Annotated in this window: 13 protein-coding genes and 1 pseudogene; 12 read left to right on the top strand and 2 right to left on the bottom strand. The window is 55.8% G+C overall.

Annotated elements, in window-relative coordinates; all coding sequences use genetic code 11:
* Positions 1-117 precede the first annotated feature (117 nt).
* Positions 118-1,503, bottom strand: coding sequence for an IS1182 family transposase (locus tag ACO07T_RS19805; protein ID WP_209101862.1), 1,386 nt, complete (start codon positions 1,501-1,503; stop codon positions 118-120).
* A 708-nt stretch (positions 1,504-2,211) separates the two neighbouring features.
* Between ACO07T_RS19805 and ACO07T_RS19800 the strand changes: the two genes are divergently transcribed.
* The 3 genes from ACO07T_RS19800 (at position 2,212) to ACO07T_RS19790 (ending at position 3,866) form a co-directional block, all read left to right on the top strand.
* A complete protein-coding gene (locus ACO07T_RS19800; protein ID WP_422050832.1) occupies positions 2,212-2,481 on the top strand; it encodes a helix-turn-helix domain-containing protein in 270 nt (89 codons plus the stop codon).
* A gap of 294 nt (positions 2,482-2,775) precedes the next feature.
* Positions 2,776-3,018: a hypothetical protein gene (locus tag ACO07T_RS19795; RefSeq protein ID WP_422050831.1), complete on the top strand. Its 243-nt coding sequence runs from the start codon at positions 2,776-2,778 to the stop codon at positions 3,016-3,018.
* Positions 3,019-3,134: 116 nt separating this feature from the next.
* Positions 3,135-3,866 (top strand): MOFRL family protein, encoded by a 732-nt coding sequence (locus ACO07T_RS19790; protein ID WP_422050830.1) that lies wholly within the window; start codon positions 3,135-3,137, stop codon positions 3,864-3,866.
* A 373-nt stretch (positions 3,867-4,239) separates the two neighbouring features.
* Here ACO07T_RS19790 and ACO07T_RS19785 read toward each other — a convergent pair whose 3' ends face one another.
* Complete coding sequence (locus ACO07T_RS19785) at positions 4,240-4,509, bottom strand: hypothetical protein (RefSeq protein ID WP_422050829.1); 270 nt, start codon at positions 4,507-4,509, stop codon at positions 4,240-4,242.
* 23 nt (positions 4,510-4,532) lie between these two features.
* Between ACO07T_RS19785 and ACO07T_RS19780 the strand changes: the two are divergent.
* The 9 genes and pseudogenes from ACO07T_RS19780 to ACO07T_RS19740 all read left to right on the top strand — a co-directional run.
* Positions 4,533-5,000: pseudogene (locus ACO07T_RS19780) on the top strand (DDE-type integrase/transposase/recombinase); the annotation flags it as partial.
* A gap of 442 nt (positions 5,001-5,442) precedes the next feature.
* A complete protein-coding gene (locus ACO07T_RS19775) occupies positions 5,443-6,237 on the top strand; it encodes a helix-turn-helix domain-containing protein (RefSeq protein ID WP_422050828.1) in 795 nt (264 codons plus the stop codon).
* A gap of 149 nt (positions 6,238-6,386) precedes the next feature.
* Positions 6,387-7,217: an alpha/beta fold hydrolase gene (locus ACO07T_RS19770; RefSeq protein ID WP_422050827.1), complete on the top strand. Its 831-nt coding sequence runs from the start codon at positions 6,387-6,389 to the stop codon at positions 7,215-7,217.
* A complete protein-coding gene (locus ACO07T_RS19765; protein ID WP_422050826.1) occupies positions 7,168-8,052 on the top strand; it encodes a phosphoenolpyruvate hydrolase family protein in 885 nt (294 codons plus the stop codon). The genes ACO07T_RS19770 and ACO07T_RS19765 overlap by 50 nt, the downstream gene beginning before the upstream one ends.
* Before the next feature lie 14 nt (positions 8,053-8,066).
* Complete coding sequence (locus ACO07T_RS19760) at positions 8,067-9,293, top strand: Tm-1-like ATP-binding domain-containing protein (RefSeq protein WP_422050825.1); 1,227 nt, start codon at positions 8,067-8,069, stop codon at positions 9,291-9,293.
* Positions 9,290-10,327 carry an ABC transporter ATP-binding protein gene (locus ACO07T_RS19755; RefSeq protein WP_422050824.1) on the top strand — a complete coding sequence of 346 codons (1,038 nt, stop codon included), beginning with the start codon at positions 9,290-9,292 and terminating at the stop codon, positions 10,325-10,327. The genes ACO07T_RS19760 and ACO07T_RS19755 overlap by 4 nt, the downstream gene beginning before the upstream one ends.
* A gap of 32 nt (positions 10,328-10,359) precedes the next feature.
* Positions 10,360-11,808: an ABC transporter substrate-binding protein gene (locus tag ACO07T_RS19750; RefSeq protein WP_422050823.1), complete on the top strand. Its 1,449-nt coding sequence runs from the start codon at positions 10,360-10,362 to the stop codon at positions 11,806-11,808.
* 4 nt (positions 11,809-11,812) lie between these two features.
* Complete coding sequence (locus ACO07T_RS19745; RefSeq protein ID WP_422050822.1) at positions 11,813-12,781, top strand: carbohydrate ABC transporter permease; 969 nt, start codon at positions 11,813-11,815, stop codon at positions 12,779-12,781.
* Position 12,782: 1 nt separating this feature from the next.
* On the top strand, positions 12,783-13,649 hold the full coding sequence (locus ACO07T_RS19740; RefSeq protein WP_422050821.1) for a carbohydrate ABC transporter permease: 867 nt from the start codon (positions 12,783-12,785) through the stop codon (positions 13,647-13,649).
* Positions 13,650-13,657: the final 8 nt, after the last annotated feature.

Here is a 13,657-nt window from a genome sequence, read left to right as displayed (position 1 = left end):
GTAGATTTCCGGCTGGTTGGCTGCAGCGAAGGTCCGGTTTCTGCCGATTCTGTTGAAAAACAACGTGTTGCTGATGCAGAAATTGATGAGCTGAACCGAGCGCGAGCGCCTTTCTGGTCAGGCTTTGCGCGTTTGCTGCGGCGCAGGAAAGATCTTGGCCAATTTGCGGAGGTTCTGGGCGGTGGCGGCGAGGAGGAATTCGTCATTGGCACCACATGGTCCGCGTAGTCGGAGCCGTCCCAGACCGAGGATGCGTTTGAGGTGGGCAAAGAGCATTTCGACCTTCTTTCTGAGTTTCATCGAGATGTCGTATTGGCGGGTTTTGGCGATCTCGCGGGCGACTTGACGAGCGTCTTCGTGCTCTTCGCGGGTGATTTTGCGCGCATCGGCATTAGGGCAGCATTTGGCTTTTGATGGACAGGCCTGGCAAACTTCTTTCAGGGCGCGGTAGCGGGCCGTGCCCTTGCCGGTTGGCCCTCGGTTTGGGTCAGAATAGTTGCGGCGGAACTGCTTGAGTTCCTGGCCCTCAGGGCAAATGTATTGATCGTTTTCTGCATCCCACTCGAAATCCGCCCGCGTCCAAGTGCCATCGTTGCGCCCGGACTTGTCGAAGACCGGAATGTGCGGGGCGATGTTGCGGTCGACAAGCCAGCCCAGGAGCGGCCCGGTGCCATAGGCGGTGTCCGCGATCAGGCGCTCCGGATGCAGATCGAACTTCGCTTTCACGCGGTCCAGCATCGTCTTGGTCGATCCGACCTCTGCCTGCCGGATTGATCTGGTGCCTTCCACGTCGATTATAACCCCGTGATCCGTGTCGATCAGGTAATTGTCGGAATAGCTGAAGAAAGCAGGCCCTTTACGCGCTGCCGTCCATTGGCTGGCAGGGTCAGAATGCGAGGTAAACTTGGGTTGCACTTCGCTCGCAGCTCCGAAAGCCGCCTTATCCAGGGTGTCGAGATATTCGCGAACCGCACGAGGCGCATCTTCTGGATCGATGGTTGATGCATCCCATTCTTCTTTTGGCGTTGAATTCTGCTTGTTGGCATCGGCTTCGATCAGGCTGGCATCGATTGCCATGCGCTGACCGCTGACCAGACCTTCTTCGATGCACCGCGCGACAGTCGTCTCAAAAAGGTGGCGCAGCAGTTCGCTCTCGCGGAAGCGCCCATGCCGGTTCTTGGAGAACGTCGAGTGATCCGGGATACGGTCATTCAGATCGAGGCGGCAAAACCATCGATATGCCAGGTTCAGATGCACCTCTTCGCACAGCCGTCGCTCAGAGCGGATGCCGCAGCAATAGCCGACCAGCAGCATACGGATCAGCAGTTCAGGATCGACCGATGGACGACCGGTGTGGCTGTAGAAATCCGCGAGATGCACTCGAATGCTGCTCAAATCGACAAAGCGATCAATCGACCGAAGCAAGTGATCTTGGGGCACGTGGTTCTCCAATGAGAACTCATAGAATAGCGACGCCTGCGCTTCCTGCCTCGGTCCCAACATCGCTCTATCCTCCCACCCATTGGAAGAATTGAATCAGCAGTTCATGCACCGATCAAGGATGAGTTTTTCAACAAAATATGCCCAACATGTAGGGCATCACTTCGATTTTGGCTGCGGAGCCGCTATTAGGCGGATTCCGCAACAAGTTTCCTTATTCGCCCGATGGGGCAAGCTAGTCTGTCAGGCTTTGCACGCGTGAATGTCTCGAAGACTTCCGGTCATCCTTCTAAGGTCGCTTGAATTGGCCTGTCTGAGCCAGGAGGCAACTCATTCTCCTTCTCGGGTTTGGGTCGAGTTTTCATACTGCTCGCGCAAAGCGCGTAAGTGAGAGAAAAACTTCCCACTTTGACCATCATGTGCTTGTGCAGTTTGCAGAAACCAAGCCTTGTCGCCCTCCAGCACTCGTATGTGTAATTGGGTTTGGTATTTTGACCGGGGACGACCTCTAACCGCTGTTCTATGTGACGCTCCCAGCGGGTTTACAAAAGCCCCGGCGAAGACTGCTGGCTTTTTAGCTTTTGCAAAATCTTGGTCTCTACACGCTCAGCCAAAGCTTCTAGCTGATCTTCGAGGTGGTTCAATAGTTCTCCTGAGTGATATGACACGGTTATCTGTTCTCCAGATGTTTCGGATGCGCATACGGAAAACTCTGTAAGATTCAAAGAGTACTTGGTGGACGAAACGAAGGTCTAAGTGAGTGTTCCGCGCATGACGGAACTAGACACACAGGTTCTTTTGGAGGCTTTTGCGAAGGCTTTAACAGCCGAAAGAACTTCGCAAAATTTAACACGGGAAGAACTGGCGCAGCGGGCCAGAGTGAGCGCGCGCTATATCTCTTACCTTGAAACAAACCGGTATCAGCCCAAGTTGGAACCAATCGGTCAAATTTGCAGTGGGTTGGGGCTCAGTCTTTCCGATTTCACAAAGAAAATTGAGCGCGCGTACCCAGCAGAGAGGAAGCATCAGCAAGCCGAGTAACGGAGCCGGCTATGTTGCCAAAGTTGCATCGTTTTCATACTCCATCTGGTTTCGTGTTGGGGCTTTTACGTTTTCTTCAGGGCCTGACTGCGCGACTTGGCTGAGATTAGTTGCACGCATGGACACACAAAACCGCAGCAATACTCTGCGCGCTCGAATATCCGGCTAACGCAATTCGTTAGTTGGGAGCGCGCTGGTGTGGGTAAAGGCCTTATACCCCCTTTGCGGCAGATTACCGTTGATCCGAGGGTTCGTTTCCCTCCTTTCCTACCATAGTTCTTGTAGGAAAAATTTATGCTGACCATTGCAGTTTCTGTCGGTGATCAAGTGATCGACAAGGCAACGGCCGCTAATGTCTCGAACCTGGCTGATATCTCCAACTATGAGGTTCGGACCGTCGAGCGGGGCTATGAACCACTTGGAATTCCATCATCAAATACCCAAGAAATGATCTCTGGTCATGAGCGCCGTAGCAGCGTGTGGAGCCTCGTTGCGACGGTTGCAGTGTTGGCGCGGAGGGAACAAGGCGATGTTTAGGGCGTATGCCGCCAGCGTTGCAGACCACGCGATGTGGGTGGGCGCAGCAAAATTGACCGTCATCTATGAACTGTCAGCAATGCACATTGCCGTGCTGTTCTTTGGGAAGAGCCGTGATGTCAGACAATGACCAAGAGGACTCGGTCTCTTTCTACTTCCGAGTTTCCTGTGAACAGACGGATCAATTCAATCAACTCGCTGCCGCACAGTTTGGCATGAAAAAAGGTGCGAAGAGGCAGATGTTCTTGAAGCTGCTTGATGGCCACCTGCGGTCCCAAAAGATTGCTCAATTGAAAGAAGAAATCTCGGTGCTTGAGAAGGAAGGGCGATGGGGCAGTTGTACGCAACGAATGGAGCAGCCAATGCGCAGTAGGCGCCAATTGCGTGTTTGGAGTTGGGCCGCTCATTGCGATTCCGCCAAACATCTATTTGCTGAAAAACCGTGGGTGAATGCGAGTATAACTCGCAGAGGGCAACGCCCTTTTGAGAGCTTTTTGGAGATGTCGCAGATTTATCATCTACCGCTTCGAAGCAAACCAAAACGGCTACGCAGGCCTGGGGCGCCGCGAGTGGACCCCAGAAAATGCTTATCCGTCGCAAGAAAGGAAGAATGCCGCAGTTATGAGGAAATTTGGAGCGGAGGGACATTGGATCAAAAGATCCTGGAAGGGCTAACCGCATTGGCAGCTGACACGTCTGCGGCTCCTATGCGCGCGGCAGGGCGCGACCCAGCAGCAGATCTGGCTACCAACAATGCGTATTGTGCATTTGAGGCGGTTGCAGATCTTTACGCGCCGGGGCCTACGGGAACGAATGTCAATGATTTTAGGGCTATCTTGTTAACGTGACAGACGTTGCCAAATTTATCATGCTCTCCAGCTCTAATACTGACGTACCATGATCAGATCGGGTGTTGTCGCTTTAACTTCTGGTCCATCAACGGGCACCGATAATAAGGCATTATTCAGATCACCTAGCTGGTGGCATCCCTGCCCTCAAATGCCTCTAAGCTGTGAAATTGGGTGTTGATGCTGCACGTCGGCTTGAGCGGACACGGTAGCAATTTCGACGGACGAATGGATGGCCGCTAACATTTGCAATACACCTAGAGAAGTTAGTGGCGGAAAGAGGCGAAATCCTGCGTTAGGGATTCATAGATGTCTGTCGTCAGGTGACGACCCTGCGGGGCGTCTTTGTCTTCTATGACGCCTTGAAACCCGTCTAGAATTTCGGCTGCCTGACTTTGAGCAACAGTTTTTGCCCATCCTTGAAATAATGGGCCCGCATTTTCTCTAAAGAGATGCTGTCTTTCCCCTTAGCGATCAGGCTGCACCAATAAAGAGTTTGGTACATGTCTGCGTTCACATGCTCAGAAACGAGCTCCGAGTATGACTTTGATTTTGCGGCTTTGATAGCGGCGTCAGCTATACCCATGATCACGTAGAAAACGCCTGTGCGGCTTCTCCCATATCCCTGAGATTTTTGGGCCATGTTTGTTTTGCTATAGGGAGAGCTGGCATTTCGATGAGGTTGTCGTGAGAATCTCAGACCAAAAGTATTGGCTTTGACGCGCGGTCGATCAACATGGAGTCGTGTTGGCGAAATCATCCAGCCGAAACAAACGGACGGCAAAACGGCTGTTGCGCCGCTTGGTAAAACGTCTTGGTTTTATTCCCAAGAGGATCGTCACGGACAAGCTGCTCTCAAATGCCGCCGCCAAATGGGAGATCGGCCCGGGCCTGGATCACTGGTCGCACAAGGGTCACAGCAACCACGCCGAAAACACGCATCTCCCATTCCGAAAGCGAGAACGGACTATGCAAGGCTATCGCTCTCAGACCGGACTACAGCGGTTCGTAGCCATCCATTCAGCAATCCGCAATAGCTTCAGCATCCCCGCTCGCAGCCGCTCAGCCTTAACAATCAGATATGACCGTCTCAAAGCGTTTGGCACTTGGAATGCGGCCACACGGGCCGCTTGAAATCCGAAAACATAGCATCTCTATGTGGATCACGGATTAACGTGACAATACCGGCGGCGGCCTTGTTTCGTGGGGATTGGACGAGAACGTTGAGAGGCCATTTGTCGGCCGGGGCTGGCCGATCACGCCGGATCTTGGCGGCGAACCCTTGGCCGAAGCGGCTTACCCAATCGTGGATTGTCTCAAAGCGAACCGCTGGTAGGCCCAGACGCCGTATCAGATGACGCTCTTCGGAAAACGGAAGTCTATGATCCGCGACAAATCTACGTAGAAACCTGACCTATAGTTGGGGAATTGCTTACTTAAACCGAAAGACTTTCGGGGAATGCAAAAAGACTGTTAGAGTCTGCATTTGTTCAACATCGATGCTGCTTCGGTTTTATAATGCCAGGCAAGATGAGTTCGTTATAGTTGCTCACCGAAGAGCGGATGCTGAACAACGATGAACGACCCCAACAATGACACGGCCCCCATTGTCCCAGAGCTTCTGGCAGAGCAGTTCATCCTGCCGGTTGAAGGCTCGCTGGCGCGGTCGGACGTGCGACAGTTTGAATTGCTGTTCGACCTGATCCCCGACATCTATTTCTACATTAAGGGTACGACCGGCCGATGGGTTACTTGCAACATTGCCAGTCTGCGTCTGTTGTCTCTGACCAAGCGGCACGAGATTTTCGGGGCGCGGGAAGAGAGCTTTTTTCCGCCCCAGATAGCCGATGCTATCAAGCAGGACGATTTGAACGTTATCAGAAATCAGAGACGGATCATCAACAAGTTCGAACTGATCGCGGATGAGCGTGGCCAGCTTATCTGGGTGGTTACAAACAAGCTCCCCATTCTCAGTACCAATGGCGAAGCGCTTGGCCTGGCTGGGGTCACCCGAATCCTGCCCGAAAGTCGAGCTTTGCCCGGCCCGCTGGAGCGTTTTCGGGTCGTCGTGGCTTCTATTGAAAACAACATTGCCCAGCCCATTAAAGTTCCCGAGCTAGCTGCAATGGCGGGAATGTCGGAAAGCCATTTCCGCCGACGGTTCAAAGCAGCCTTTGGCGTCTCGGCACAGGAGTTCATCTTACGGACACGTCTACTTGCGGCCTCGCGCATGATCGCCAACAGCGCCGATCCGTTCTCGGTGATTTCACTCCGGTGTGGTTTTTCGGATCAGAGCTATTTTACGCGCCAGTTCGTTCGTTTCTTCGGGCAATCTCCCAAAAGATACCGGCTGAGATGGCGCAGCAGCTAGTTCAGAATGATCGAATAGTTACAAAACACAGCAAAATTCATGCAAGATATCACGCTTGTGACGTGGAACTATCTTCCTGGTTGATGGTCCGAGGGACCGTCAAAAACGGGAGGAGGCATTCAGGTTACACGCCTGAATGGCATGACAAATTGTATACTATCAACAAGATAGAATTCGCTTCCTACGGCGTGGATACGGCTAATGTCGTGCTAGTTCTGGTGCATGGCCTTGGGGCGTCGGCGCGTCAGTTCGACGATCTTATTGAATTGGCTTCCAATGACCTTCGGCTGATTTGTGCCAATTTACCCGGTCATGATGAAAACTTCTGTGATCCCAGGGAAGGCTCAATCGGCTTTGTGGCGTTCCGCGATCTTCTGATCGGGCTTTGCGATGATCTGAAAATCCGGAACGCCGTATTTTGCGGTATCTCAATGGGGGCGGCCCTGTCACTGATGGTGGCCAAGGAGCGCCCGGACTTATGCCGGCATATAGTGGCCATCCGGCCTGCTTGGCTGACCGAGCGTCGGCCGGAAAATCTGGATTTGATCGGCCGCATAGGTGAACTGTTCAGGGCACAGGACAGTACGGCAGTTCGTGTTCAGATAGAAGCCACCCCCTTGTTTCGGGATATGGCACAGGATGTGCCGCGCGCTGCGGACTCTGTCCTGTCTGCAATTACCCGGGATCACGCACCGAGCCACGCGCCTGTTCTTTCTGCGATGGTTGCAGATGCGCCGTTCCGTCGTCTGGTCGAACTGCGCGAAATTCGCTGCCCGGTTTGCGTGGTAGGCACCAATGCCGATGCGTTGCACCCGATTGAGCTGGCGCATCAGACAGCTAACGCATTGCCGAATGCCCGCCTTGAAATTCTGCCCCCGCGGTATCTCGCGCCCGAGGCTCACGCACGCGCGCTGAAAGACCTTGTCCGGGATGTTGTCACCCTGTCTGACGGAGTACAAAATGATTACCAAAAGAGTTGACCCTCAGGTTTTTTTGGACCGAATGCGCCAAAAGGTGAAGGCCCGAGACCCGATCATGATTGCCAGCGCCGGCAGTGGGCTGGTCGCCAAGCTGCTGGAAGAGCAGGGGGTTGATATCATCAATACCTTTTCCGGGGCGCGGCTGCGGGCCAACGGGATGGGCACGATGTCGATGATGTGGCCCAATCTGGACAGCAACGCACAGACGCTGAACTACACCCGCGAAGACATCATGCCTGCGCTGTCGGGCCAGGCGATGATCTGCGCCTGCCTCAACGCCAATGACCCCCTGCGGGACATGCGCATGGTGCTTGAGGACTGCCAGCGCATGGGGGCCAATGCGGTCTCCAATATCGGGCCGTCGGTGTCTTATGTGGATGAAGGCAGCGAAATCAAGAAGGTCCTGACCAGCGCCGGTGTCACCCTGGACAATGAGATCGAGATGCTGCGCTTGGCCAAAGAGATGGGGATGGTTGCGGTTGGCCTTGCTTTCACGCCCGAGGACTCCGAGCGGATCGTGGCCGAGGCGGCGCCGCATATCTTCTGCTACCACGCGGGCACCACGAAGGGCGGGCGCACGGGCTACGACAACGGCTCGACCATTGCCGATACTGCTCGCGATACCGAGGCTGTTTATCAGCGCGCACTTGCCCTTGCACCCGACACCATTCTGGTCGGCCACGGGGCCGCGATGGAAACGTCCGAGGACGCGCAGTTCATGCTGAACAACACCAGCGGCCACGGCTTCTGGACCGGATCCTCGACCGAGCGGTTACCGATTGAGCGTGCGGTGACGCAGGCGGCTTCGGACTTCCGTAAGCTTTCATTTCATTGATCAATAGGTGTGACATGACCCCAAGCGTAGCCATTCTAGCCACTGCCGATACCAAGGGACAGGAAATCGCCTTTCTGCGGGACCAGATCACCGCACAGGGTGTCACCGCGCAGGTGTTCGATTTCGGCGTGATGGGTGACCCTAAGATCGCCGTCGATGTCAGCGCCGATCAGATCGCGCGGGCGGGTGGCACTGATCTGGCCTCTCTGCGGCGGGACGGCAAACGCGAAGAAGCAAGCGCCGCCATGTCGGTGGGCATGACCAAGCTGCTGCTGGAGCGTCTGGCACAGAGTCAATTGCAGGGCGTGATCGGGCTGGGCGGGACGCAGGGGACCGCCGCTATTGCCCGTGTGATGCAGGCCTTGCCGTATGGCGTGCCCAAGGTGATGTTCTCGACCATGGCGTCAGGCGATACCTCCGGTTACGTGGGCATTCGCGACGTGACAATGATGTTCTCGGTCAGCGATATTCTGGGGCTCAACCCGTTTTCCCGTGCCATGCTGACCAATGCCGCCGGGGCCATCGCCGGGATGGCCAAGGCCGGGGCCGATCTGAACTTTCAATCCGACCGTCCGGTGATCGGCATGACCAATCTGGGTGTGCTGACGCAAGGCACCATGCGCGCCATCGAGCTGCTGAGCGACAAGGGGTACGAGGTGATCGTGTTCCATGCGGTCGGCTCTGGCGGTGCTGCGATGGAGGCAATGATGCGCGAGGGAGTGATCTCGGCCGTGTTCGACTATGGATTGGGAGAGTTGGCCGATCAGATGTTCGGTGGCATCCGTGCCTGCGACGACACGCGGCTGACCGTGGCGGCGGAACTGGGCTTGCCGCAGGTAATCGTGCCGGGCGGGATCGACCATCTGGGCATTCTGCTTGATGAACCCAACACTGTGCCGGGTCAATATGCTGACCGGCCTTATGCTTTCCACAACCCGGTAATTTTCGTACCCCGCACCACCGCCAAGGAAAGCCAACAGATGATGACCGAGCTTGGTCGCCGGGCAACACAAGCAAAACACACCAGCTTCCTGCTGCCCATGAAGGGGGGCAGTGCCTATTCGGTCGAGGGCGGGCCGCTGCGAGACATAGAGGCCGATAGGGCCCTGTTTGCGGCGGCCCATGAGGCCCTGTCCGGTATCGGTCCGGTGATCGAGGTCGACGCTGCTGCCGAAGACGCTGCCTTTATCGAAAGCGCTGTCGATACACTGATCGCCAACATCGAGGCAGCGGGCAAATGACCCTGTCGCTCAGCAATATCCACAAACGCTATGGCGGGCTACACGCGCTGAAAGGCGTGCATCTGAATGTGCCCGAAGGCGCGTTCTATGCACTGTTGGGGCCGTCCTCGGCGGGTAAAACTACGGCATTGCGGGTGATTTGCGGACTCGAAACGCCGGATGAGGGTACCGTGTCGCTGTTCGGTCAGCGGGCCAATGACGCGCCCATTCAGGGGCGCGGGCTGGCGATGATCTTTCAAAGCTTTGCGCTCTATCCGCATCTGAAAGTGCGCGAGAATCTGGCCTATCCCTTGCGTCGTAGCGGATTGCCCTCGCAGGAGATCGACAAAAAGATCGGGCGCGTGGCCGAGACGTTGAATATCCAGCACCGGCTGGGCAATCGCACCGATCAACTTTCGGGCGGTGAACAGCAGCGCATCGCCATTGGCCGCGCCCTGATCCGCGAGCCGCAGGTTCTGTTGCTGGACGAGCCGCTGACCAATCTGGATGCCAAACTGCGCGACGCCATGCGGGTCGAGTTCAAGCGCCTGCATCGCGAACTGGGCATCACAATGCTCTACGCCACGCCAGATCAGTTGGAGGCCACGACGATGGCCGACCAGATCGCGGTGATCGACGATGGCAGGATCATTGCAACCGGCACGCCGGCAGATCTTTATCATGCGCCACAAAATACCCGTGTTGCACAGCTTGTCGGCTCACCGCCGGTCAATCTGGTGCCGGTTCAGGCACGATCCGATGCTGGCACGTGGCTTGGGTTCGCGCAACTAGCCTTGCCCGCGCCAGAAGGCACGGTTTGCGCGATCCGTCCGCATGATCTGACCCTTGCCCCTGATGACCCGGATTTCGAAGGTGCGGTCGTGCTAACTGAAGCCCTTGGCGATGTCAGTGTCGTGACCGTACAGGCAGGCGACGTGCAGCTGCGCACCGTTCTTTATGGCACGGATGCGGCGCGACTTCGGATCGGGGATCAGCTGCCACTCAAAATCAATCACGCGATGTATCTGCACCCGTCTGAGGGCGCACACCTGTGACAAAAAGACCTGGACAATCAACGGAGGAGAGAATGACCAGATTTAGCAAAACGGGGGCGCTTCTGTCAGCGGCGATATTGGCCGGATCGGCCGTCGTGGCAGAAGACATCACCATCCGCATGGCGGCACCCGATTGGGGGCCTACGCGTTTCATGCAGGATCATGCAAACGCAACCTACACCGCTCCGTCGGGCAACAACGTCAAGCTGGAGATCGACTTTATCCCGTGGCCGAATTTCTTTGACCGAGTAAATGCTTCTCTGAACTCGGGCGAGCAGAAATACCAGATGCTGGTGTCTGACAGCCAATGGCTGGGCACCTTCATCGAGGCTGGTCATTTCATGAAGCTGAACGACTACATCGCCGAAGACGAAGAGTTGCAGGCCATTATCACGGACCTGCATCCGGCGCTGGTCTCAGGCTATTCGACCTATCCCAACGTACCGACGGAAAAGATCGCTGAGATGGGGAATTATTCGCTAGACGTCAACTACTATGGCTTCCCGCAATTCCCGGACAACTATTTCACCTATTATCGCAATGATTTGTTCTGCGACGAGAGCGAGAACGCCGCGTTCCAGGAGAAATATGGGTCAGAACTGCCCTGCGCCCCCGAAGCCTGGGACAGCGTAACCTGGGATGACTGGGGCAATTTTGGTGAGTTCTTCACCTGCAAGGCCGGGGAAACGCTGGCAGGTGAAACGCTGGACAGTGATGTTTACGGGGTCGCCTATCAGGCGGGCAAGCCGCTGGATTTCTCGACCATGCAGATCAACGCATTCTTCTGGCAATGGGGCGGAGGCATCTGGGATGAGGCCAATGAACCCAATGCGCAGGTCATGGGTGTCGTCAATTCCGATGAAAACGTCGCCGGCTTCGAACGCTATCTGGAGCTGCTGAGCTATGCGCCGCCGATTGCCAAGACCGGCCAGATGGGCATCTTTGAAATTCAGGATTTGTATATGCAGGGCAAGATTGCCGCCATCATCGACTGGGCTGCACTGGCTGCGCCGGTTGTTGATCCGGCAACCAGTCAGGTCGCCGATGTCACCAGCTTTGGAATGATGCCGGGTAATATGCTGAACGGCGAGTTGGATCGCAGCGCCAATCTCGGAGGGCAGCCCTTTGTTCTGACCACCTGGAACGATGATCTGGTCGTCGCCGAGGCGCTGAACCTGGTCAAATGGTGGCTGTCCGAGGAGATCCAGATCGCTGCGGTCAAGGCCGGTGGGCAGTCGGGTCTGACTTCGGTTCTGGAAAACCCCGACTATGACAGCTGGGCGCCGTGGAATGCCACCTATCGCAAATCTCTGCCCTGGCAGAAAGACCTGTGGCACGTGCCCGAGATGTTCGAGATGCTGACCCAACAGCAGGAAGAGTTCGACCGTGCAATCACTGGTCAGGTTTCGGCCAGAAAGGCGCTGGATGCTGTGGCCGAATTCCAGGACGAACTTCTGCGCGACGCGGATCGCTTGCAGTAAACCGATGGAGAAAGCTGTGAACCAGGCGATAAAACCTCCCCAACTGCCGCCCGCTTTTATTGAAAAGGTGGAAACCCGTGGCTTTCTCCAATGGATCAACGCGCCAGAGCGGCGCGGGGCACTTCTGGTTACGCCCGCTCTGGCCACCTTGTTTCTGATCAATATCCTGCCGCTGCTGTGGTCTTTTGGGTTGAGTTTCTTCAACTATCGCGCAAACCGCTTGAGCCCGCCCAAGTTTCAAGGGCTTGAGAATTACACTGACCTTCTGGGCGATGATCGCGTTTGGGAGCGGTTTGTGACCACGGGACTGATCGTTAGTTCTTCGGTCGTGTTGCAATTGTTGGTTGGCTTCGGGCTGGCGCTTTTGTTTGCAAAGAAGTTCCCGATGCGGCGGCTGGCGCTGATGTTCGTGCTGACGCCTATGATGTTGTCTTTCGTGTCGGTCGCGATCTTCTTCAAACTGTTCTACGATCCAACGCTGGGTATGTTGTCCTGGTTCATCAGCCTGTTCTCCGGCGAAAGCTTTGCGCTGCTGGCGACCCCCGCGGGAGCCATAGCGGGCATTGTCATCGCCGATGCCTGGATGTGGTCGCCTTTCGTGATGTTGCTGGTGCTGGCCGGGTTGGTTTCGGTCCCGGGCTATCTTTATGAGGCGGCCGAGATCGACCGTGCTTCAAGCTGGAAGCGGTTTCGCACAATCACCTTTCCATACGTCAAAAGCCTGCTGTTGCTAGCACTGTTGTTCCGAACGATCGAGACATTTAAGACCTTCGATCTGGTCTTCCTGATCACCGAGGGCGGGCCAGGTTCGGCCACGGAAACCATCGCCATCTACGCCTATCGGCTGGGGTTCCAGTTTTTTCGCACCAGCGAGGCTTCGGCGCTGGCCTACATGATCCTGTTCGTCGTGATCGTGCTGACCTCGATCTATCTCTACGTGGTGAAACAACGCAATGAAGCGGAGGGCGCGTGATATGTCATCGTCGTTTCGAACCCACGACCAGGCGGGCCCGGTCCGCACCGCATGCGCCTGGCTTGTGGGCATCATCTACTTCGCGCCAGTTTTCTGGATCATCCTGACAGCCTTCAAAACTCGCGCCGATGCATTGGCGATCCCGCCTAAGCTTTTCTTTTCCCCGACGCTGGACAATTTCCGCGCCGTCTTCTTCCAAACATCGACTACCGGAGAGGTAACGGGGTCGGGCGTCTGGCTCTACTTCGCGAATTCGGCCTTCATTGCAGGGTCATCGGTGCTGTTAGCGCTGATTATTGGGACGTTGGCGGCCTATGCCTTCTCGCGCTATCCGCTCAAAGGCAACGACACCTATCTCTTCGTGATCCTGTCGACCCGCATGCTGCCTCCGATTGTTGTGATCATCCCTATTTTTTTGGTGTTCCGTCTGACCGGGCTGTCGGGTTCTTATATCGGGATCATCCTGCTCTATACCGGGTTCAACCTGCCGTTTTCGATCTGGATGATGAAAAGCTTCTTTGACGATCTCAATTCCGAGGTTGAAGACAGCGCGCGTATGGATGGCTCGGGTGACTGGTCGGTCTTTGGACGTATTGCGCTGCCGCAGGTTAAGGCAGGGCTGGCGGCAACGGCGGTTTTCGCGCTGATCCTGACATGGAACGAGTTCATCTTTGCCCTGCTGTTAACAGGCCCTGAAACCCGAACGGTTCCCGTCGCCATCGCCAGCACCATCGGCGGTGAGATCGGTGTCGATTGGGGCAAGCTGTCGGCCATGGTGTCGCTGTTCCTTGTCCCTGTTTTCATCGTGACTTTCGCTTTGCAGAACCAACTGCTGCGCGGGGTCACCTTTGGCACTGTCCGCAAATAAGTGAGGCC

Origin of the sequence: Shimia sp. (genome assembly GCF_965227725.1) — a bacterium.
Taxonomy (GTDB): Bacteria; Pseudomonadota; Alphaproteobacteria; order Rhodobacterales; family Rhodobacteraceae; genus Shimia.
The sequence above is the reverse complement of the archived record's forward strand: the minus strand, read 5'-3'. Positions and strand labels throughout refer to the sequence as shown.

Coding starts and splice junctions, on each gene's coding strand:
- ACO07T_RS19805 (WP_209101862.1), bottom strand. CDS start 1,503: ATGTTGGGACCGAGGCAGGAAGCGCAGGCGTCGCTATTCTATGAGTTC.
- ACO07T_RS19800 (WP_422050832.1), top strand. CDS start 2,212: ATGACGGAACTAGACACACAGGTTCTTTTGGAGGCTTTTGCGAAGGCT.
- ACO07T_RS19795 (WP_422050831.1), top strand. CDS start 2,776: ATGCTGACCATTGCAGTTTCTGTCGGTGATCAAGTGATCGACAAGGCA.
- ACO07T_RS19790 (WP_422050830.1), top strand. CDS start 3,135: ATGTCAGACAATGACCAAGAGGACTCGGTCTCTTTCTACTTCCGAGTT.
- ACO07T_RS19785 (WP_422050829.1), bottom strand. CDS start 4,509: ATGGCCCAAAAATCTCAGGGATATGGGAGAAGCCGCACAGGCGTTTTC.
- ACO07T_RS19775 (WP_422050828.1), top strand. CDS start 5,443: ATGAACGACCCCAACAATGACACGGCCCCCATTGTCCCAGAGCTTCTG.
- ACO07T_RS19765 (WP_422050826.1), top strand. CDS start 7,168: ATGTTGTCACCCTGTCTGACGGAGTACAAAATGATTACCAAAAGAGTT.
- ACO07T_RS19760 (WP_422050825.1), top strand. CDS start 8,067: ATGACCCCAAGCGTAGCCATTCTAGCCACTGCCGATACCAAGGGACAG.
- ACO07T_RS19755 (WP_422050824.1), top strand. CDS start 9,290: ATGACCCTGTCGCTCAGCAATATCCACAAACGCTATGGCGGGCTACAC.
- ACO07T_RS19750 (WP_422050823.1), top strand. CDS start 10,360: ATGACCAGATTTAGCAAAACGGGGGCGCTTCTGTCAGCGGCGATATTG.
- ACO07T_RS19745 (WP_422050822.1), top strand. CDS start 11,813: ATGGAGAAAGCTGTGAACCAGGCGATAAAACCTCCCCAACTGCCGCCC.
- ACO07T_RS19740 (WP_422050821.1), top strand. CDS start 12,783: ATGTCATCGTCGTTTCGAACCCACGACCAGGCGGGCCCGGTCCGCACC.